17 protein-coding genes and 1 tRNA gene are annotated in these 19589 nt (G+C 64.2%); 12 read left to right on the top strand and 6 right to left on the bottom strand.

Annotated elements, in window-relative coordinates:
• Positions 1–37: 37 nt before the first annotated feature.
• Entirely contained in the window at positions 38–718 is a 681-nt protein-coding gene (locus AWB76_RS01455; protein WP_061158337.1) for a TetR/AcrR family transcriptional regulator, read from the top strand.
• A 68-nt stretch (positions 719–786) separates the two neighbouring features.
• Here AWB76_RS01455 and AWB76_RS01460 read toward each other — a convergent pair whose 3' ends face one another.
• Positions 787–1644, bottom strand: a complete 858-nt coding sequence (locus AWB76_RS01460) for a shikimate dehydrogenase (RefSeq protein ID WP_061158338.1) — start codon at positions 1642–1644, stop codon at positions 787–789.
• A gap of 250 nt (positions 1645–1894) precedes the next feature.
• Here AWB76_RS01460 and AWB76_RS01465 point away from each other — a divergent pair, with 250 nt between their 5' ends.
• On the top strand, positions 1895–3796 hold the full coding sequence (locus AWB76_RS01465; RefSeq protein ID WP_061158543.1) for a bifunctional sugar phosphate isomerase/epimerase/4-hydroxyphenylpyruvate dioxygenase family protein: 1902 nt from the start codon (positions 1895–1897) through the stop codon (positions 3794–3796).
• Positions 3797–3799: 3 nt separating this feature from the next.
• Here the strand turns inward: AWB76_RS01465 and AWB76_RS01470 are convergent, their stop codons facing one another.
• A complete protein-coding gene (locus tag AWB76_RS01470) occupies positions 3800–4117 on the bottom strand; it encodes a hypothetical protein (RefSeq protein WP_061158339.1) in 318 nt (105 codons plus the stop codon).
• 176 nt (positions 4118–4293) lie between these two features.
• Between AWB76_RS01470 and AWB76_RS01475 the strand changes: the two genes are divergently transcribed.
• The 3 genes from AWB76_RS01475 to AWB76_RS01485 all read left to right on the top strand — a co-directional run bounded on the left by AWB76_RS01475 (position 4294) and on the right by AWB76_RS01485 (position 6019).
• Positions 4294–4368 (top strand) — tRNA-Arg (locus tag AWB76_RS01475).
• A 104-nt stretch (positions 4369–4472) separates the two neighbouring features.
• The gene (locus AWB76_RS01480; RefSeq protein WP_061158340.1) at positions 4473–5270 is read left to right on the top strand and encodes a bestrophin-like domain; all 798 of its coding nucleotides are present in this window, start codon (positions 4473–4475) and stop codon (positions 5268–5270) included.
• Complete coding sequence (locus tag AWB76_RS01485) at positions 5270–6019, top strand: class I SAM-dependent methyltransferase (RefSeq protein WP_061158341.1); 750 nt, start codon at positions 5270–5272, stop codon at positions 6017–6019. The genes AWB76_RS01480 and AWB76_RS01485 overlap by 1 nt, the downstream gene beginning before the upstream one ends.
• A 40-nt stretch (positions 6020–6059) precedes the next feature.
• Here AWB76_RS01485 and AWB76_RS01490 read toward each other — a convergent pair whose 3' ends face one another.
• Positions 6060–6242, bottom strand: coding sequence for a rubredoxin (locus tag AWB76_RS01490; protein WP_061158544.1), 183 nt, complete (start codon positions 6240–6242; stop codon positions 6060–6062).
• Positions 6243–6458: 216 nt separating this feature from the next.
• On the opposite strand from AWB76_RS01490, the gene AWB76_RS01495 reads away from it, so the two are divergent.
• The 7 genes from AWB76_RS01495 to AWB76_RS01525 all read left to right on the top strand — a co-directional run bounded on the left by AWB76_RS01495 (position 6459) and on the right by AWB76_RS01525 (position 15189).
• Entirely contained in the window at positions 6459–6869 is a 411-nt protein-coding gene (locus tag AWB76_RS01495; RefSeq protein WP_061158342.1) for a DUF4399 domain-containing protein, read from the top strand.
• A gap of 151 nt (positions 6870–7020) precedes the next feature.
• On the top strand, positions 7021–8955 hold the full coding sequence (locus AWB76_RS01500) for an ATP-binding cassette domain-containing protein (protein WP_061158343.1): 1935 nt from the start codon (positions 7021–7023) through the stop codon (positions 8953–8955).
• A 304-nt stretch (positions 8956–9259) separates the two neighbouring features.
• Entirely contained in the window at positions 9260–11239 is a 1980-nt protein-coding gene (locus tag AWB76_RS01505) for a DNA topoisomerase IV subunit B (protein ID WP_061158344.1), read from the top strand.
• 34 nt (positions 11240–11273) lie between these two features.
• Positions 11274–13592, top strand: a complete 2319-nt coding sequence (gene parC, locus AWB76_RS01510; protein WP_061158345.1) for a DNA topoisomerase IV subunit A — start codon at positions 11274–11276, stop codon at positions 13590–13592.
• Between the two features lie 238 nt (positions 13593–13830).
• Positions 13831–14205: a type II toxin-antitoxin system RelE/ParE family toxin gene (locus tag AWB76_RS01515; protein ID WP_061158346.1), complete on the top strand. Its 375-nt coding sequence runs from the start codon at positions 13831–13833 to the stop codon at positions 14203–14205.
• Complete coding sequence (locus AWB76_RS01520; protein WP_061158347.1) at positions 14192–14515, top strand: helix-turn-helix domain-containing protein; 324 nt, start codon at positions 14192–14194, stop codon at positions 14513–14515. Before AWB76_RS01515 ends, AWB76_RS01520 begins: the two co-directional genes overlap by 14 nt.
• A gap of 215 nt (positions 14516–14730) precedes the next feature.
• Positions 14731–15189: a CopD family protein gene (locus AWB76_RS01525; RefSeq protein ID WP_061158348.1), complete on the top strand. Its 459-nt coding sequence runs from the start codon at positions 14731–14733 to the stop codon at positions 15187–15189.
• Between the two features lie 14 nt (positions 15190–15203).
• On the opposite strand, the gene AWB76_RS01530 is transcribed toward AWB76_RS01525, so the two are convergent.
• The 3 genes from AWB76_RS01530 to AWB76_RS01540 form a co-directional block, all read right to left on the bottom strand.
• Entirely contained in the window at positions 15204–17648 is a 2445-nt protein-coding gene (locus tag AWB76_RS01530) for a bifunctional diguanylate cyclase/phosphodiesterase (RefSeq protein WP_061158349.1), read from the bottom strand.
• Between the two features lie 453 nt (positions 17649–18101).
• Positions 18102–19001, bottom strand: a complete 900-nt coding sequence (locus AWB76_RS01535) for a PhzF family protein (RefSeq protein WP_061158350.1) — start codon at positions 18999–19001, stop codon at positions 18102–18104.
• An 81-nt stretch (positions 19002–19082) separates the two neighbouring features.
• The gene (locus AWB76_RS01540; protein ID WP_061158351.1) at positions 19083–19544 is read right to left on the bottom strand and encodes a RidA family protein; all 462 of its coding nucleotides are present in this window, start codon (positions 19542–19544) and stop codon (positions 19083–19085) included.
• Positions 19545–19589: the final 45 nt, after the last annotated feature.

Genomic DNA, 19589 nt, shown 5'->3' on the forward strand with positions numbered 1-19589 from the left:
CTAGAATCGATTTTCAACGCCGTTCTCAGATACAAAAATGAAAAAAGGAAGCAAGGCCGCTAGTGCTGCGCCCTCGTCGACCACGGAGCAAGGGCGGCGCAAGTACGATCCTGAGGAGACCAAGCGGAACATTCTCGACATCGCCACGCAGGAGTTCTCGGCGATGGGCCTCGCGGGCGCGCGCGTCGACGCCATCGCGGAGCGCACCAACACCACGAAGCGCATGCTGTATTACTACTTCGGCAGCAAGGAAGGGCTGTACGAAGCGGTATTGGAGCAGGTCTATGGCGATATCCGCGCGCTCGAACAGGAATTGCAGCTCGCGGAAATGGAGCCGGAGGCAGCGCTGCGCGAATTCGTCGGCTTCACGTTCGACTATCACGACAAGCATCGCGATTTCGTGCGGCTCGTGACGATCGAAAACATTCACAGCGCGAAGTACATCGAACAATCGAAGACCTTCAAGGCGCGCAATTCGACGGTCGTGAAGACCATCGAGGATCTCATCGCGCGCGGCGTCGCGGCGGGCAAGTTTCGCGACGACATCGACCCGATCGACTTGCATCTGATGATCAGCTCGTTCTGCTTTCATCGCATCGCGAACCGTCATACGTGGGGCGCGGCGTTCGGGCGCGATCCGTCGGGCACGCGCTCGCGGGCGCGTCATCGCGAGATGATCGTCGATGCCGTGCTGCGCTTCATGCGGCGCGACGGCTGATTTCATCGCGCAAATAGCAAAACGGCGACGCTCTCACGAGGTCGCCGTTTTTCGTTGCCGCCGATGCATCAACGTTCGAGCAAGCTCTGGAAGTGCGCGAACATGCGCTCCGCATCCGGTTCCAGGCCCGTGAAGATGCGCAGCGCATCGACCGCCTGGCACACGGCCATGCCGCCGCCGCTCACGGTGCGGCAGCCGAGCGCCTTCGCGGCCTTCAGCAATTCCGTTTCGAGCGGGAAATACACAATTTCCGCGACCCACAATTCCTTGTGCAGATAGTCCGCCGGCAGCGGCAGGCCGGGCAGCTTCGCCATGCCGGTCGGCGTCGCGTGAATGAGGCCGCTCGCCGCCGCCAGCGTTTCGCGCAGATCGCCGCCGCTTTTCACGACGCGATCCGGAAAGCGCGCCGCCAGCTCGGCGGCGAGCGAGGCCGCGCGAGCTTCGTCGGAATCGAAGAGCGTGAGTTCGCGCGCGCCCATCGTGAGCGCCGCATGCGCGACGGCCGCGCCCGCGCCGCCCGCGCCGAGCTGCACGACGCGTTCGAGCGGCGCGCCGGGCAGACCGCGCTGGAACGCGCGCGCGAAGCCCGACCAGTCCGTGTTGTAGCCGATGCGCTTGCCGTCCTTGAGCACCACCGTGTTGACGGCGCCGAGCGCGCGCGCGTCGGGATCGAGTTCATCGAGCAACGGGATCACGCTTTGCTTGCACGGATACGTGATGTTCAGGCCGTCGTAACCCATGCGCTCGGCGGCGGCGAGCAGATCGGGCAGGGCGGACGGGTCCAGTTGCAGCGCCTGCAGATCGATGCGCCGGTACACGTAATTGAGCCCGAGGTTGCTGCCTTCCTTTTCGTGCATGGCGGGCGTGAGCGAGCCGCCGATGCCCGATCCGATCAGGCCGATGAGATACGAAGTCTTGTGGGTCATGCGAGCGCTCCGGCATGGATGAGCACTGCATGCTGCAGTGCGAGATTGAATACGCCGCAGTGTGAACGCACGCGCGAGGCTTGTCGGTTCGTGTTTTCACCGATTTGTACGGTCTAGTTAGTTTGTTATTATCTCGCAGAATGACGTGGATTGCGCGCGTCCGTCATGCGGACGACCTACACTGGAAGCCACCGCCCGATCCATCCCGCATTCACTGAATTGCAACGAGGAGGCAGCGATGCTGCGTTCAATCCGGACTTCCATCGCGACGGTATCCATCAGCGGCACGCTTCCCGAGAAGCTGCACGCCATCAAGGCGGCCGGTTTCGACGGCGTCGAGATCTTCGAGAACGATCTGCTGTATTTCGACGGCACGCCCGCCGACGTGCGCCGCATGTGCGCCGATCTCGGCCTCGAGATCTACCTGTTCCAGCCGTTCCGCGACTTCGACGGCGTGAGCCCCGAGCGGCTTGCGCGCAACGTCGAGCGCGCGAAACGCAAGTTCGAGCTGATGCACGAACTGGGCACGGACCGCATTCTCGTGTGCAGCAACGTGTCGCCGGACACGATCCGCGACGACGCGCTCATCACCGATCAGCTCGGCGTGCTCGCGAACATCGCGGGGGAAGCGGGCGTGATCGTCGCGTACGAGGCGCTCGCGTGGGGTCGCTACATCAACTCGTACAAGCACGCGTGGAAGCTCGTCGATGCCGTGAATCATCCGAGCCTCGGCCTCGCGCTCGATACGTTCCACACGCTGTCGATCCGCGATTCGGTCGACGAGATCGCGTCGATTCCGGGGGATCGCATCGCGTTCGTGCAGATCGCGGATGCGCCCGTGCTCGCGATGGACGTGCTCGAATGGAGCCGCCACTATCGCTGCTTTCCGGGGCAGGGCGCGTTCGATGTCGCGGGCTTCACCGCGCGCGTGCTCGAAGCCGGCTACAAGGGCCCGCTGTCGCTCGAAATCTTCAACGACGGTTTTCGCGCCGCGCCGACCGCGATCACGGCGGCCGACGGTCATCGCTCGCTGCGCTTCCTCGAAGAACAGACGCGCGAGCTGCTGGTGTCCGAAGGCAAGGACGTGCCGCCGGAGCTGTTCAATCCGCCCGCACCGCCCGAGCACATCGGCTTTCAGTTTCTTGAATTCGCCGTCGACGATTCGACGCGCGAACATCTGTCGCAATGGCTCGGCCGGCTCGGCTTCAGGCTCGCGGGCAAGCATCGCTCGAAGGATGTCGCGCTGTATCGGCATGGCGCGGGCTCGATCGTGCTCAACGCGGAAGCCGATTCGTTCGCGAGCGCGTTCTTCCAGAAGCATGGCTTGTCTTTGTGCGCATCGGCGTTTCACGTCGATGACGCGAAGCAGGCGTTCGAGCGCGCCGCCGCGTATGGCTCGCAGCCGTTTTCGGGGCGTGTCGGCCCGAACGAGCGCGTGGTGCCGGGCGTGCAGTCGCCCGACGGCAGCCTCGATTATTTCGTCGATGAAGCGAAAGGCGGCCCGACGCTGTGGGAATCGGACTTCATCCTGACGGACATCGACGGACCGTACGAAGTGGGCCCGCTTTCGCGCATCGATCACGTGTGCCTGTCGCTGCCCGCCGACGCGCTCGATACCTGGGTGCTGTTCTTCCGCAGCGCGTTCGGCTTCGAGACTGAGGCCGCGGTGCTCGTGCCCGATCCGTACGGCCTCGTGCGCAGCCGCGCGGTGAGGAGCCGCGACGGCTCGGTGCGCATCGCGCTGAATGCATCGATGGATCGCTATACGGCGGTGTCGGAATCGCTCTCGACGTATCGCGGTTCGGGTCTGAATCACGTCGCGTTCAGCACGCCCGATATCTTCGATGCGATTCCGCGCCTCGAAGCCGATGGCGTCAAATTCCTGCGCATTCCGGGCAATTACTACGATGATCTCGTCGCGCGCTTCGGCCTGCCCGATGACCAGATCGACCCGATGCGCGAGCACAACATCCTTTACGACCGCGACGAGCGCGGCGGCGAGTTCTTCCATGCGTACACGGAGCAGCTCGATCAGCGCTTCTTCCTCGAAGTGATCGAGCGGCGTGGCGGCTACGACGGTTACGGCGCGGCAAACGCGGCGGTGCGGCTCGCGGCGCATGCGCAACAGCGCGCGCGTCAGGCGGCGAGATGACGCTCAGGCGCTTTCGGCTTTTCCGTTGCCGGCCGCGAGCGCGCGTTCGCGTCTGAGTTCATCTTCGCGCGAGCGGGCGGCGGCTTCGAATGCGTCGATATGCAGAAACAGCCGATGCACGGTCTGAATCTGCGTATGAGAAAGATGTGACCGGCGCGTGATCGCTGCGAGCCGCTCGCGCCAGTACGAAGGCGGCAGCAGCGGGCCGCCGAGATCGCCCGACAATGAACGGCGCAGCACCCGTTCGAGGTGCGTCAGGTCCTGGTCAGCCAGCAACGCCGAAAACGCGCCCTGCGGCTTGATATCGGAGAATGGGTCCATTATTCCGATGGCGGCGCGCTTCATCGAAACTTGATAGGTGAAAACCCTCGATTCCGATGATTTTTTTCGACGCCCGGCGCAGCGTCCGAAATTCTTCACGCCGATGGCGATCCCGCCGATCGCGTTTGCTATACTCTGCGCTCGCTCGGCCGACGCAGTCGGTCACGCACGGTCCGCTCCCCGTAGTTCAATGGATAGAACGAGTGCCTCCTAAGCGCTAGATGCAGGTTCGATTCCTGCCGGGGGGACCACCGACCACCTCTCGCCTTCCGCAGCACCCGGTCCCGTTGGACCGCGCGCACTTTCCCGTCGATAATGCGTCCACTCCGGTTACGCCATCACGGCTCGCGCGCTCATGACGGAAATCCAGTCCGCGGTGCTCGTCTTCATCCTCCTTCTGGCCAGCACGGTCATCGGCGCGATCGTGCGGCCGCTCCTGCCCGAAGAACACAAGGCACAGGAAACGGTGCAGCTCGTCCAGTTGCTCGTCGGCATGCTGGTAACCTTCGCGGCGCTCGTGCTTGGCTTGCTGACCGCATCGGCGAAAACGGTTTTCGACACGACCAACGGCGACATGCGCAGCTACGCGGCCTCGATCATCGAGCTGGACCGGACGATGCGCGACTACGGCGCCGACCTCGATCACGCCCGCGAACTGCTGCGCACGTACACGGCGGCGGCCGTGGCGAGCACCTGGCCGAACGAGCCGCGCCCGCCCGGCGACTATCCGAAGGTCGACCCGCCGTCGAAGACCGACAGCCTCGCGAGCGACACGCTCGGCGCGATCCTGAGTCAGGCGCAGCGCGAAGTGCGCATGCTCCATCCGCGCGATGATTATCATCGCCAGCTCGCCGCCGAAGCCGCCACGCGTTTCGAGCAGCTGATCGCGCTGCGCTGGAAGCTGGTCGAAGAGGCGCACGGATCGATTTCCTATCCGTTCGACCGGATTCTCGTCGGCTGGCTGCTCATCATCTTTCTGTGTTTCGGGCTGATCGCGCCGCGTAACGCGCTTTCGCTCGTGACGATCACGCTCGGCGCGCTGTCGATCGCGTCGGCGGTGCTCGTGATCCTCGATCTCGATACACCTTTCACCGGCGCGATCATGATCGGCAGCCAGCCGATGCGCGACGCGCTCGCCTACGAGGCCCGCTGATGCTCTACGACGATCCGCGCCTGGTCGCGCTGTACGACGTCCTCAATCCCTTCGCGCCCGACACGGCGTTTTATCTCGCGCTGGCGGAATCGGCGGGGCATGTCGTCGATCTGGGTTGCGGCACGGGACTGCTGGCCGCCGAGCTGGCGAAGCGCGGGCATTGCGTGACGGGCATCGATCCGTCGCCTCAGATGTTGCGTGTGGCGCGCGCGCGTGCCGAAGGCGACGAAGTGACGTGGATCGAAGGCGATACGGGCGCGCTGCCGTTCGTCGGCGCCGCCGATCTGCTCGTGATGACGGGCCACGTCGCGCAAATTTTCCTCGACGATGCCGCGTTCCTCGCGACGCTCAAAGCCGCGCGCCGGGCGATCCGGCCGGGCGGCACGCTCGCGTTCGACAGCCGCAATCCGGCGGCGCGCGCGTGGGAGAACTGGACGCGCGAGCGTTCATCGAAATGCGTAAAAGCGCCGGATGGACGAACGGTCGAAGTGTGGCACGAGCGGCACGCCGAACCCGATCCGCTCGCGACCGGGCGCGCGGCGTTCACGACGTATTACCGCTTCGCGCCGACGCCGGAAATGCCGGAGGAGGAGACGCTCTCCGCCGCGAGCGAACTGCGCTTTCGCACGCGCGACGAACTTGCGCGCCTGCTCGCCGAAGCGGGCTTTGCGCAGATCGACTGGTACGGAGACTGGACCCGCGCGCCGGTCGATGAAACGAGCCGCGAGTTGATCGCGGTGGCGCGCTGAAAAGAAGCGACGTCGCCGCCCACGGGCGCGGCGGCACGCATCAGAACTCGACGACGACGAAATCGGCCTTGCCCACGTCGCACAGCGGGCAGCGCCAGTCGGCGGAGATGTCCTCGAAACGGGTGCCGGCCGGAATGCCTTCGTCCGGCAGACCCTCTTCCTCGTTGTAGATCCAGCCGCAAATCAGGCAGACCCAGCTTTTGTATTCGATGACTTCGCTCACGACAGACTCTTGATTCGAAAGAAATAAACGGACGGCGTGCGCTCGAAGACGATGCGCGGCGCGGCGACCCGGCATCTTACAGGAATCGGCGTGATCGTTCCCCGATCGCCGTCCGCAGGATGGTCCCGATACGAGCCTTAGAAAGCCCGGTGTATGCTTTTCGGGTCTTGGGCGCCGCTGCGCGCCATCGACCGGTTTCACAACTTGGAGAAAACGATGAACAAAAAGCTCTTGGGTGCGATGCTGACGGGCGCGATCCTGCTCACGCAGTACGCCGGTGCGGCGCACGCGCAGGCGCGCGTCTATTTCGTCGAGCCGAAGGACGGCGCGACCGTGACGAGTCCCGTGCACGTGAAATTCGGCGTCGACGGCATGTCCATCGCGCCGGCGGGCACGATGACCGACGGCACCGGCCATCATCATCTGCTGATCGATGGCAAGCCGCTGCCGAAGGGCACCGTGATTCCGGCCAATGATACGTCGCTGCATTTCGGTAAGGGCCAGACCGAAGCCGACGTGAAGCTGCCGCCCGGCGATCACACGCTGACGATGCAGTTCGGCGACGGCGCGCACCGTTCATACGGGCCGGAGATGAGCCAGACGATCAAGGTGCACGTCAAGCAATAAACGATCTCGCGCGTGGCGGCCCGCGTGCCGCCATGCCGTTCGGCCTATCCCATCCGGACGATAGAGCGGCGCGCGCCGCGCCCGGTACAATGGCCGCTTCCATCGGTTGTCGGGTTCGTCGCCGATTCTTCGCCATTCATCCGGTTTTCCCATGTCGCTTTATTCCATTTCGGACGCGCAGCTCGCGTTCGGCCACGTCGCATTGCTCGACCACGCCGACTTCTCGCTCGAAGCGGGCGAGCGTGTCGGACTGATCGGCCGCAACGGCGCCGGCAAGTCGTCGCTCCTCAAGATCGTCGCGGGGCTCGCCGCGCCCGATGACGGCCTCGTCACGCGTCAAAGCGAGCTCACGACCGTCTACGTGCCGCAGGAACCCGAGTTCGATATCGACGCCAGCGTGTTCGATGTCGTCGCCTCCGGCCTCACCGACGCGCGCGCATTGCTCGACGAATACGACGCCGTCGCGCACGCACTCGCCGATACACCCGAAGGCGCGAAGCACGACGAACTGCTCGCGCGCATGAACGCGCTGCAATCGGCGCTCGACACGCGCGACGCATGGAACTGGCGCACGCGCGTCGCGACGACGCTTGCGCAGATCGGCCTCGACGGCGATGCCCGCGCGGGCGATCTGTCCGGCGGCATGAAAAAGCGCGTGGCGCTGGCGCGCGCGCTCGTCGTGCAACCGGACGTGCTGCTGCTCGACGAGCCGACCAACCATCTCGACTTCGACGGCATCCGCTGGCTGGAAGAGCTGCTCGTCACGTTGCGCACGGGATTGCTGTTCATTACGCACGATCGCGCGTTTCTGGATCGCGTGGCGACGCGTATCGTCGAGCTGGATCGCGGGCGGCTCTTGTCCTATCCGGGCAATTTCAGCGCGTATCAGACGCGCAAGGCGCAGCAGCTCGAAGTCGAACAGATCGAGCAGGCGAAGTTCGACAAGCTGCTCGCGCAAGAAGAAGTGTGGATTCGCAAGGGCGTCGAGGCGCGGCGCACGCGCAGCGTCGGGCGCATTGCGCGGCTTGTCGAAATGCGCAACGAGCGCGCCGAGCGCCGCAACGTGCAGGGCAATGTCCGGCTCGATGTCGGGCAGGGCGAGAAATCCGGCAAGATCGTCGCCGAACTGACCGATGTGACCAAGCGCTACGGCGCGCGCACGATCGTCGACCGCTTCACGGCAACGGTCATGCGCGGCGACAAGATCGGTCTCGTCGGGCCGAACGGCGCGGGCAAGACCACGCTGCTCAAGCTGATTCTCGGCGAGCTTCAGCCCGATGACGGGCGCGTGCGCATCGGCACCAACATTCAGGTCGCGTATTTCGATCAGATGCGCGCGCAGCTCGATCTCGACAAATCGCTCGCCGACACCATCAGTCCCGGCAGCGAATGGGTCGAGGTCAACGGCGTGAAGAAGCACGTCATGAGCTACCTCGGCGACTTCCTGTTCGCGCCCGAGCGCGCGCGCTCGCCGGTGCAGTCGCTGTCCGGCGGCGAGCGCAATCGGCTGCTGCTCGCGCGTCTCTTCGCGCGGCCCGCGAACGTGCTCGTGCTCGACGAACCAACCAACGATCTCGACATTCCGACGCTCGAACTGCTCGAAGAACTGCTGTCGGACTACGACGGCACCGTGTTGCTCGTGAGCCACGACCGCGCGTTTCTCGATAACGTCGTGACTTCGGTGTTCGCGGCGGAGGGCGGCGGCAAGTGGCGCGAGTATGTCGGCGGTTTCTCCGACTGGCAGATTCAGCGCGAACGTTCGGAGCGCATCGCGGAAGACGCGGCGCGGCAAAGTGCGAAGGAAGCGCCGAAAGACGACGCGCCGAAGGAAAGCGCCGCAGGCCGCAATGCGCAGCGCACGGTGAAGCTGTCGTTCAAGGAGCAGCGCGAACTGGAAGCGCTGCCGGGGCGCATCGCGGAGCTGGAGGAAGAGCAGAAGACGATCGGCGCGCAGCTCGAAGACGGCTCCATCTTCGCGAAGGACGCGAAGGTAGGCGCGCGTCTTTCCGAGCGCCACGCGGCGATCGAAGAGGAACTGCTCGTCGCGCTCGAGCGCTGGGAAGAGCTCGAAGCGAAGCGCAAGTAGGCGCTTTGAAGGGCCGCGGATGCGTCGAACGCGTGAACGCGCAGGACGCGCGTTTTATCGCGCCGAGGTGGGCGCGGCGAGCGAAAACCGCTATTCTCCTAGCGCGGCTCGAATCGGCGGGCGGTTTTCCGCTTCGTTTTCAAGGCATCCGGCCAGGCACAACATCAAGCATTTGCCGGCAGATCGGGCGTCACGTCGTGGCATGTCCCCGACATAGCGCGCCCGAGAGCCGGATCAACGTTCAACTATGTCCACGAAAAAATCCAGCGCAATGGCGACAGACGGGCGAGGCAAGCGGTCTGTCATGAATGCCAAGGCAGCCGGCTACAGCGAAGCATCGATCAAGGTGCTCAAGGGCCTGGAGCCGGTCAAGCAGCGGCCCGGCATGTACACGCGGACCGAGAATCCGCTGCACATCATTCAGGAAGTGATCGACAACGCTTCCGACGAGGCGCTCGGCGGCTTCGGCAAGCAGATCACGGTCACGCTGCATAACGACAACTCCGTGTCCGTCGAGGACGACGGCCGTGGCATTCCGTTCGGTCTGCATCCCGAAGAAGGCGTGCCGGTCGTCGAGATCGTGTTCACGCGGCTGCACGCGGGCGGCAAGTTCGACAAAGCCGCGGGCGGCGCCTATACGTTCTCGGGCGGTCTGCACGGTGTCGGCGTGTCGGTGACGAACGCGCTCGCGACGCGTCTCGAAGTGACCGTCTGGCGTGACAACAAGATCGCGCAGCTCGCATTTTCGAATGGCGATGTCATCGAGGAACTGACGACGCGCGCAGGCGAACGCGGCGCGAAGAAAAGCGGCACGCGCGTGCGGGCATGGCCGAATCCGAAGTACTTCGACTCCGCGAATCTGCCGCTCGGCGAGTTGCAGCGTCTCTTGCGTTCGAAGGCCGTGCTGCTGCCGGGCGTCGAAGTGGTGCTCGTCATTGAAAAGACGGGCGAGCGTCAGACTTGGAAATACGAAGACGGCCTGCGCGGCTATCTGCTCGAAGGCATGGGCGGCAGCGAGCTGCTGATTCCGTTGTTCGAAGGCGAGCGCTACGCCGAAAGCTCGAAGAACACCGAGGAAACCTTCGCGGAAGGCGAGGGCGCGTCGTGGGTCGTCGCATGGAGCGAGGAAGGCTCGCTGCTGCGCGAATCGTACGTGAACCTGATTCCGACGCCTGCCGGCGGCACGCACGAATCCGGCCTGCGCGACGGTCTTTTTCAGGCGGTGAAGAATTTCGTCGAGATTCACAATCTGCAGCCGAAGGGCGTGAAACTGCTCGCGGAAGACGTGTTCGCGCGCGTGTCGTTCGTGCTGTCGGCGAAAGTGCTCGACCCGCAGTTCCAGGGGCAGATCAAGGAACGTCTCAATAGCCGCGACGCGGTGAAGCTCGTGTCGTCGTTCTCGCGGCCGGCGCTGGAGTTGTGGCTCAATCAGCACGTCGAGTACGGCAAGAAGCTCGCGGAACTCGTGATCCGTCAGGCGCAGGCGCGCACGCGCGCGGGCCAGAAGATCGAGAAGAAGAAGAGTTCCGGCGTAGCCGTCCTGCCGGGCAAGCTCACCGATTGCGAATCGACGGATATCGCCCGCAACGAGCTCTTTCTTGTCGAGGGCGATTCGGCCGGCGGTTCCGCGAAGATGGGCCGCGACAAGGAATTTCAGGCGATTCTCCCGTTGCGCGGCAAGGTGCTGAACACGTGGGAAACCGAGCGCGACCGGCTCTTCGCGAACAACGAAGTGCATGACATCGCGGTGGCGATCGGTGTCGATCCGCATGGTCCGGACGATCAGATCGATCTCTCGAATCTGCGCTACGGCAAGATCTGCATCCTGTCCGATGCGGACGTCGACGGCGCGCACATTCAGGTCTTGCTGCTCACGCTGTTCTTCAAGCACTTCCCGCAACTGATCGAGCGCAGTCACGTGTGTGTGGCGCGTCCGCCGCTGTTTCGCGTCGATGCTCCCGCGCGCGGCAAGAAACCCGCGCAGAAGCTGTACGCGCTCGACGAAGGCGAGCTCGAAGCGATCCTCGACAAGCTGCGCAAGGACGGCGTGCGCGAAACCGCATGGACCATCAGCCGCTTCAAGGGCCTGGGCGAAATGAGCGCGGAGCAGCTCTGGGACACGACGATGAACCCCGACACGCGCCGTCTTTTGCCGGTCGCGCTCGGCGATCTCGGCTTCGATCTCACCGTCTCGCGCATGACGATGCTGATGGGCAAGGGCGAAGCGGCATCGCGCCGAAGCTGGCTCGAAGAGAAGGGCAACGAAGTCGAAGCGGACATCTGATCGCCCGACTCAAGCAACGCACAACGGATATTCGATGGGAATCACAGACGATCTCTTCGCCGAGCAGACCGCACCGGACGGCGAACAACTGACGCTCGGCGACTACGCCGAGCGCGCCTATCTCGACTACGCGGTGAGCGTGGTGAAGGGCCGCGCGCTGCCCGATGTCTGCGACGGACAAAAGCCCGTGCAGCGCCGCATTCTTTTCGCGATGAGCGAGATGGGCCTCGCCTTCAACGCGAAGCCAGTGAAGTCGGCGCGCGTGGTCGGCGACGTGCTCGGCAAGTATCACCCGCACGGCGATCAATCGGCGTACGACGCGCTCGTGCGTCTCGCGCAGGACTTTTCGATGCGCTATCCGCTCATCGACGGTCAGGGCAATTTCGGCTCGCGCGATGGCGACGGCGCCGCGGCCATGCGCTACACCGAAGCGCGCCTGACGCCGATCGCGCGGCTTTTGCTCGATGAAATCGATCAGGGCACGGTCGATTTCATGCCGAACTACGACGGCTCGTTCGAAGAGCCGAAGCTTCTGCCCGCGCGCTTGCCGTTCCTGCTGCTGAACGGCGCATCGGGTATTGCGGTGGGTCTCGCGACGGAAATCCCGTCGCACAATCTGCGCGAAGTCGCCACCGCCGCGGTCGCGATGATCCGCGATCCGAAGATCGGCCACGCCGGTCTGATGGAAAAGCTGCCCGGACCGGATTTCCCGGGCGGCGGGCAGATCATCTCGTCGCCGGCGGAAATCTCGACGGCTTACGAAACGGGCCGCGGCAGCCTGAAGGTGCGCGCGCGCTGGAAAATCGAAGAGCTTGCGCGCGGGCAATGGCAGGTCGTCATCACGGAATTGCCGCCGGGCGTGTCGAGCCAGAAAGTGCTCGAGGAAATCGAGGAACTCACCAATCCGAAGATCAAGCTCGGCAAGAAAACGCTCACGCCCGAGCAGGTGCAGACCAAGCAGTCGATGCTCGCGCTCCTCGACGCCGTGCGCGACGAGTCCGGCAAGGACGCGCCCGTGCGGCTCGTGTTCGAGCCGAAGTCGAGCCGCATCGATCAGACCGAGTTCGTCAACACGCTGCTTGCGTACACGAGCCTCGAATCGAACGCGTCGATCAACCTCGTGATGATTGGCTCGGATGGCCGGCCGCGTCAGAAGGGCATCGTCGAAATTCTGCACGAGTGGATCGGCTTCCGTTTCGTGACGGTGACGCGGCGCACGCAGCATCGTCTCGGCAAGGTCAACGACCGCATCCATATTCTCGAAGGGCGAATGATCGTCTTCCTGAATATCGATGAAGTCATTCGCATCATCCGCGAGTCCGAGGAGCCGAAGCAGGCGCTGATCGCGCGCTTCAACCTCTCCGACCGGCAGGCCGAGGACATCCTCGAAATCCGCTTGCGTCAGTTGGCGCGGCTCGAAGCGATCAAGATCGAGCAGGAACTGTCCGACTTGCGCGACGAAAAGACCAAGCTCGAAGAACTGCTCAACAGCGACGCCGCGATGAAGCGCGTGCTCATCAAGGAGATCGAAGCGGACGCGAAGCAATACGGCGACGATCGCCGCACGCTCATTCAGCAGGAAAAGCGCGCGACGTTCGAGGCGCGTGTCGTCGACGAGCCGGTGACGGTGGTCGTGTCGCAGAAGGGCTGGGTGCGCGCGCTGAAGGGCCACGGTCTCGATCCGGCGGGCTTCACGTTCAAGCAGGGTGACGGGCTCTACGCGGCGTTCCAGGCGCGCACGCCGGATTCGCTCGTCGCGTGGGGCAGCAAAGGGCGCGTCTATTCGGTGCCGGTTTCGGTCTTGCCGGGCGGCCGTGGGGATGGCGTGCCGGTGACGTCGCTGATCGAGCTCGAATCGGGCACGCATCTGCTGCATTACTTTGCGGCGAACGCGGAGCAGCCGCTGCTGCTGGCATCGAACAATGGCTTCGGTTTTATTGCGAAGCTCGGCGACATGGTGAGCCGTCAGAAGGCCGGCAAGGCGTTCATGACGATCGACGAAGGCGCGGCGCCGCTCGCACCGATGCCGGTCATCCCCGGCGCGAACTATGTCGCGTGTCTGTCGAGTGCGGGCAAGCTGCTCGTCTTCGGCATGGACGAGATGAAGACGCTGTCGGGCGGCGGTCGCGGCGTCATTCTGATGGGCCTCGATCCGAAGGAAACGCTGCGTCAGGCGCTTGCCATCGACGCGCGCGGCGTGGTGATGATCGGCACCGGGCGCGGCGGGAAGGTGAAGGACGAGAAGCTCAGTGGGTCCCAGTTGCAACTGCATCTGGGCAAGCGCTCGAGAAAGGGCCGCGTGCCGGATGCGTCGTTGAAGGTGACGGATTTGCGGCCGGTTTTCGAGGGGTGATGATTCGATGAAGCGCGGCCCGCGCTTCGTCGCGACCCGAAGCCCGCCTGGTGCGGGCTTTTTTGCGGCTGTCGGTTTCGACGCGACATTCGGATATTAATCATTTCATCGTTGGTCCAAAGCGGACAGACTCTTGCGTTTCAGGTCGCGCGCCTCGAAACGCTCGCTGGTGATTCGACACGAGCTCGAAGAAGCGGCGTGGCCGTATTCCCAAATGGGTATAAACTGCCTTTGAGTCATGGACGAACGCGAAGTCAAACCCCTGTATTGGGTCGCCTCTTCGAAGCGAGACCTCAAAGCAATGCCGACGGACATTCAGGACACTTTTGGCTTCGCCCTGCATCAGGCACAGGCCGGAAGAAGGCACGATCACGCGAAGCCGTTAAAGGGATTCGGATCCGCAGGCGTGCTGGAGGTGGTGGAATCGTCACAGGATGGCGCGTATCGCGCCGTCTACACGGTGAAGTTCGTGCACGCAGTGTACGTATTGCACTGTTTCCAAAAGAAATCGCTGCATGGCATCGTGACGCCGAAGCCGGACATCGACATCACTCGGATGCGGCTGAAGGCGGCCCAGGCTCATGCATCGGGAGAAGGCAATGATCGAAATTGAAGAGGGCAGCGGCAACGTCTATTCTGACCTCGGTATGACCGACGCCGACGAAATGCGCGTCAAAGCGCAGCTCGCGGGCAAGATCGGCGAAATCATCAAGGCGCGCCGCTGGACACAGCAACGCGCGTCGGAGGTGCTCGGCATCAGTCAGCCGAAGCTCTCACAGTTGTTGCGTGGACAGTTTCGCGGCATCAGCGAGGCGAAGATGCTCGAGCTGCTGGCGCGTCTCGGCCGCAACGTGCAGATCGTCGTCGGGCCGCCGCGACGCTCGACGAAGGCCGGACGCGTGGAAGTCGTATTCGCGGCCTAGCTGCTTGCGCAGCGCGCACATCCTTAGGCGCTCGAATCAAACGCCTGCAACCTGACAAAAATCTGCCTCGAACGGGAACTCCCCGAGGCTGCATGCGTTCCTAGTCCTTTGTGTCCGGCGCTCGCATGCCGCGGAACTCAAGCAGCACGCGAGTCTGCCGTCGACCTTCGCACCGCCGTCGACTAACCGATGACGCGAATCACCCCGGAACCCCAATGAACAAAGCCATCGAAGCGGCGCTCTTTCTGCATTTGCTCGGCGTCGCCGTTTGGATAGGCGGAATGATCTTCGCGCATTTCTGCCTGCGTCCCGCGCTCGGCGATCTCACGCCGCAACTGCGCCTCCCGCTCTGGGAGTCGGTTTTCGCGCGCTTCTTCAACTGGGTCGGCGTCGCGGTGATCGTGATTCTCCTCAGCGGCGGCTTCCTGCTGATGGAATTCGGCGGCGGTCACGCAGCCTGGCCGCTGCACACGATGGCCGGTCTCGGCATCGTGATGATGTTGATCTACGGCCATATTCGCTTTGCCGTCTTTCCGCGCATCCGGCGCGCCGTGCAGGCGCAGAACTGGCCCGATGGCGCGAGGGCCGTCGGCACCGTGAGACGGCTCGTCGTGATCAATCTCGTGCTGGGCGTCGTGACGATCGGCACGGCGGTCTTGTCGCGCGGCTTCTGATTCGAACCGCCGATTCACCCGCCGCGCGCATCGCTGAGCGCGGTGCTCGGCGTCTCCGATCCTTCGCCCTTGCGCGAACGCGGCGACTGTGCGCGCGGCCAGCCGCACACGCCGAAGCGATCGAGCAGCGCCTGCACGCCATCGGCCGGTACCGGACGCGAGAACAGGAAGCCTTGCGCTTCCACCGGCCCGAGCGCGGCGAGCCACGCGATCTGCTCCTCGCGCTCCGTGCCTTCGACGACCACCGTCAGCCCGAGCGAGCGCGCCAGATTGACGATCGCCGACACCATCACGCACACGCTTCGGTCTTCCGGAATCGCCTGAATGAACGAGCGATCCACCTTCAGCGTGTCGACCGAAAAGCGGTTCAGATACGACAGCGATGAATAGCCCGTGCCGAAATCGTCGAGCGCGATGCGCACGCCCAGCCGCTTCAACGCGACGATCTTCTCCTGCACGAGCTCCGGATATTCGACCATCACGGTTTCGGTGATTTCGAGCTCCAGCTTGTCCGGCGGAATGCCGCTCGCTTCGATCGCGCGCGCGACCGTCTCCAGCAAATCGCCGCGCCAGAACTGCACCGCCGAGATGTTCACCGCGAGCGACAGTCCCGTATAACCGTCGCGCTGCCATTGCGCGAGCTGCATGCACGCAGTGTGGATCACGAAATCGCCGACCGCGACGATCAGTCCCGTTGATTCCGCCACCGGAATGAACTCGTTCGCGGGAATGAGCCCGTGCTGTGGATGATTCCAGCGCACGAGCGCCTCGAAACCGGTGATGCAGCGGCGCGTCAGATCGATCTTCGGCTGATAGACGAGGAAAAGCTGCTGCTCCGTCAACGCGACGCGCAGTTGCTGCTCCCACTTCATCAGATGATCCGCGCGATGCGACAACTGCGGCGAATAGAACTGATAGCAGTTGCGGCCCGCGTCCTTCGCGCTGTACATCGCGAGATCGGCCTTCTTCAGCAGATCGATTTCGCTTTCGTTCGACACCGAAAAGAGCGCGATGCCGATGCTCGCATGCAGCACGAACGCGCTGCCGCGCACGTCGAAGGGCGTGGCGAACATCGTCGAGATGTCGTTGGCGAGCGTGACGGCGCGCTGTTCGACGTCGTCGCCCTTCACGACAACCACGAATTCGTCGCCGCCGATGCGCGAGAGCGTGCCGCTTTGCCCGACCGTCTCCGCGAGCCGCGACGCGGTCATCTGCAGGACGATGTCGCCGGCATTGTGGCCGAGCGTGTCGTTGACGGTCTTGAAGTTGTCGAGGTCGATGAACAGCAGCGCGAGCCGCCCGATGTTCTCCTGCTGCGCCACGTCCTGCCTGAGCGCGCGCAGCGTCGAATAGCGGTTGCGCAGGCCGGTGAGCAGATCGTATTCGACGAGATGCGTCATCTCGCGTTCGCGCCCGAGCAGCTTGCCGATGAGACCCGTCGCCACCGCGAAGAAGCCGAGCATCGCGAGCGAAATAAAGCTCGCCATCAGCAGATAGACGTTGCGCGTGTGGTTGTAGTCGATCATCTCCTCGCGCTCGGAGAGGCCGACGAGCACGCCGAGCGGATAGCCGTCGATATGCCGGTAAGACATGATGCGCTTCACGTTGTCGATCGGATCGACGTAGATGCCCGACGCGTGGTCGGTCGTCGGATACACGCCGGTCGCGCTGAACGCGGCGTGGGCGCGATCGGCCGCGCCGCCTTGCGCGTTGCCCTTCGCGCCGGCGTTGCTCGCGGCATTCGCGGCGGCGCTTTCGGCGAGGCTGCCGCCGGTGCTGCGCGCAAGCACGGAGCCGTTGTCCGACACGACGGCGATCACGCCTTCGCGCCCGATCGACGCGACGTTGTAGAAGTCGTTCGTGAAATAGGCCGGGTCTTCCGACACGACCACGACGCCCGCGAACGAGCCATCCGGATGATTGAGCCGCCGCGTGATCTGCAGCGTCCAGAGCCCGGACACGCGGCCGCGCACCGGGCGGCTGATGTAGAGCAGATCGTCGTTCGAATGCGCGTGAACCTTGTAGTGCTCGCGGTCGGAGAGATCGATCGGCTTCGGATGAGGATCGGAGGTATTGGCGATCAGCGTGCCGTATTCGTCGATCAACGAAACCTGCACGAGCGTGTCGCTCTGCACGACGCCTTTCTCGACCGTCGCGATCAGATCGAAGTTGTCGGGCGACTTCTCGTACTCGTATTTGACGAAGCGCGTGATCTGGTCGACCTGATGGATCGCCTTGATCGTGTGCTGCTCGAGCGCGGACGAGAGAATGGCGGCGGACGCCATCGACTCATGCGTCGTCGCTTCGCGTTCGACGGAAAGCCGGGCGAAGATCACCGCCCACAGCAGGACGAGCACGAAGGTGCCGAGCACGGGAATCGCGAGCAGCGCACGCCGGCGCCGCACCGAGGGCGCGCCGAGTAGGGCGTTGGAGAAGGCGTGCGAGCGCGTGCGCTTCATGGCGCGTCCGGCTGCGCTGGATCGCGTAGCGCGGGGCGTGCTGCGAACTGCGCGAGATGGATGAAGCGATGCATGGTTCGAGGCGTTCGGCCGAAACGAGTGAATATAACGTGCGCGGCGCGCAGCGGATGATCGGCGGGTGTTTTGTCCAAGACCCGATCCACGTCCCGATCGGCGTCAGGAGAGCCCGCAACGGCCGTTCGTCGAGCCGGTTCCGGCGGCAGCGCCCGAAGCCCGGCATGAGCGAGACAGCGAGCGTTCGGTGTCTTTAAGAGCATACGTTTGCGCTGCGGCGCGAGCGGTTCACCCCCACGACGCCTGGCGTCCGCCGATGTGAACCGCGTTTGCGTTCTGATCCCCGATTGTTCAGATATTAACGAAGGCGCCAGGATTAAGAAAGGGGCGGCGCTTGGGGGTATACACGCGGCGGCGGACGGCGCCTAGGTCATTGTTTCAGATGCAGAATGTCCCATCGATCACAGTTACCGACGAACCGCCGATCCAGACCGGCGCACCGTCCGCTTCGTCGTCGTATTCGATGCTCACGCGGCCGTCGCGGCCGAGCGCCGTGCCTTGCCGCACCGTGTACGAACGCCCGGGCCGCTTGCCTTGATGCGTCAGCAGCGTCGCGAGCGCCGCGTTCGCGCTGCCCGTCACCGGATCCTCGATATTTTCCGCGCCGAGCAGGATCACGCGCAGCTCGAAGGTCGCGGGGCCGCCGACTGCGTGCGGGCCATATACGGCGATGCCGTGCGTGCCCGTTTCCGCGACGAGCGCGGCAACCGATTCGCGCGCCGCGCCTTGCAGCGACAGCGCGAGACAGTGCGCGGCGTCCTGCACGCGCACGACGAGCCACGGCGCGCCGTTGTTCACGGCGGTGGGCGGCGCGCTGAAATCGATTACGGCAGGCGCGGGGGCGGCGGCGAGGCGCTCGTTCTGCGCATCGGTGAGCGGGGCGATCGTGGCGGGCGGCGCGGCGAACGCCCACGCGGCGCCATCGGCGTCGCTGCGTTCGGCGAGCGTGACGAGACCGACGCCGCATTGCTGCACGAGCCGGCCGGGCGTCTTCGGCGTATAGCCGGCATCGATGAGCGCGTGCGCGCTGCCGAGCGTCGGATGGCCGGCGAATGGCAATTCGACCGCCGTCGTGAAAATGCGCACGCGATAGTCGGCGCGCGGATCGGTCGGCGGCATCAGGAATGCCGTCTCCGACAGGTTGGTCCAGCGCGCGATGTCCTGCATGCGCTCGGTCGTGAGCCCTTCGGCGTCGAAGATCACGGCGAGCGGATTGCCTTTGAACGGAACGGACGTGAAGACGTCGACCTGTTTGAACTGGACCGTGCGTGATGACATGAGGTTTCGTTTCCTGAGATACAAAAAAACCCGACGGCCGGAGCGCGTCGGGTTTCGCTTGAAGGCGACGGAGGCCGCGACTTAAGCGACTTCCGCGATCAGCTCGATCTCGACGCACGCGCCGAGCGGAATCTGCGCGACGCCGAACGCCGAGCGCGCATGCTTGCCGGCATCGCCGAACACGTCCGCGATCAATTCGGATGCGCCGTTGGTGACGAGATGCTGCTCGGTGAAATCGAACGTCGAGTTCACGAGGCTCATCACCTTGACGATGCGCTTCACCTTGTTCAGATCGCCCACGTGCGCATGCAGCGTCGCGATCAGGTCGATGGCGACGCTGCGCGCCGCGGCCTTGCCTTCTTCCGTCGTGATGGTGTCGCCGAGCTTGCCGGCGTGCACCTTGCCGTCCTTCTTCGCGATGTGTCCGGACAGATACACCGTATTGCCGCTCTGCGCGCTCATGACATAAGCGGCGGCGGGCGCGCCCGCGACGGGCAGTTCGATGCCGAGTTCCTTCAGCTTGTCGTAGACATTGGATGCCATCGGTTGCTCCTCAGAAAAATGCGGGAGAGGCGCTGCTGCGCCCCG

Source organism: Caballeronia temeraria (assembly GCF_001544795.2).
In the GTDB taxonomy this organism is placed as follows: Bacteria; Pseudomonadota; Gammaproteobacteria; order Burkholderiales; family Burkholderiaceae; genus Caballeronia; species Caballeronia temeraria.

Excerpts from the sequence above, each read along its gene's own strand:
- AWB76_RS01455 (WP_061158337.1), top strand. The coding sequence starts at position 38 with ATGAAAAAAGGAAGCAAGGCCGCTAGTGCTGCGCCCTCGTCGACCACG.
- AWB76_RS01460 (WP_061158338.1), bottom strand. The coding sequence starts at position 1,644 with ATGACCCACAAGACTTCGTATCTCATCGGCCTGATCGGATCGGGCATC.
- AWB76_RS01470 (WP_061158339.1), bottom strand. The coding sequence starts at position 4,117 with ATGGACCCATTCTCCGATATCAAGCCGCAGGGCGCGTTTTCGGCGTTG.
- AWB76_RS01480 (WP_061158340.1), top strand. The coding sequence starts at position 4,473 with ATGACGGAAATCCAGTCCGCGGTGCTCGTCTTCATCCTCCTTCTGGCC.
- AWB76_RS01485 (WP_061158341.1), top strand. The coding sequence starts at position 5,270 with ATGCTCTACGACGATCCGCGCCTGGTCGCGCTGTACGACGTCCTCAAT.
- AWB76_RS01495 (WP_061158342.1), top strand. The coding sequence starts at position 6,459 with ATGAACAAAAAGCTCTTGGGTGCGATGCTGACGGGCGCGATCCTGCTC.
- AWB76_RS01500 (WP_061158343.1), top strand. The coding sequence starts at position 7,021 with ATGTCGCTTTATTCCATTTCGGACGCGCAGCTCGCGTTCGGCCACGTC.
- AWB76_RS01505 (WP_061158344.1), top strand. The coding sequence starts at position 9,260 with ATGAATGCCAAGGCAGCCGGCTACAGCGAAGCATCGATCAAGGTGCTC.
- parC (WP_061158345.1), top strand. The coding sequence starts at position 11,274 with ATGGGAATCACAGACGATCTCTTCGCCGAGCAGACCGCACCGGACGGC.
- AWB76_RS01515 (WP_061158346.1), top strand. The coding sequence starts at position 13,831 with ATGGACGAACGCGAAGTCAAACCCCTGTATTGGGTCGCCTCTTCGAAG.
- AWB76_RS01520 (WP_061158347.1), top strand. The coding sequence starts at position 14,192 with ATGATCGAAATTGAAGAGGGCAGCGGCAACGTCTATTCTGACCTCGGT.
- AWB76_RS01525 (WP_061158348.1), top strand. The coding sequence starts at position 14,731 with ATGAACAAAGCCATCGAAGCGGCGCTCTTTCTGCATTTGCTCGGCGTC.
- AWB76_RS01530 (WP_061158349.1), bottom strand. The coding sequence starts at position 17,648 with ATGAAGCGCACGCGCTCGCACGCCTTCTCCAACGCCCTACTCGGCGCG.
- AWB76_RS01535 (WP_061158350.1), bottom strand. The coding sequence starts at position 19,001 with ATGTCATCACGCACGGTCCAGTTCAAACAGGTCGACGTCTTCACGTCC.
- AWB76_RS01540 (WP_061158351.1), bottom strand. The coding sequence starts at position 19,544 with ATGGCATCCAATGTCTACGACAAGCTGAAGGAACTCGGCATCGAACTG.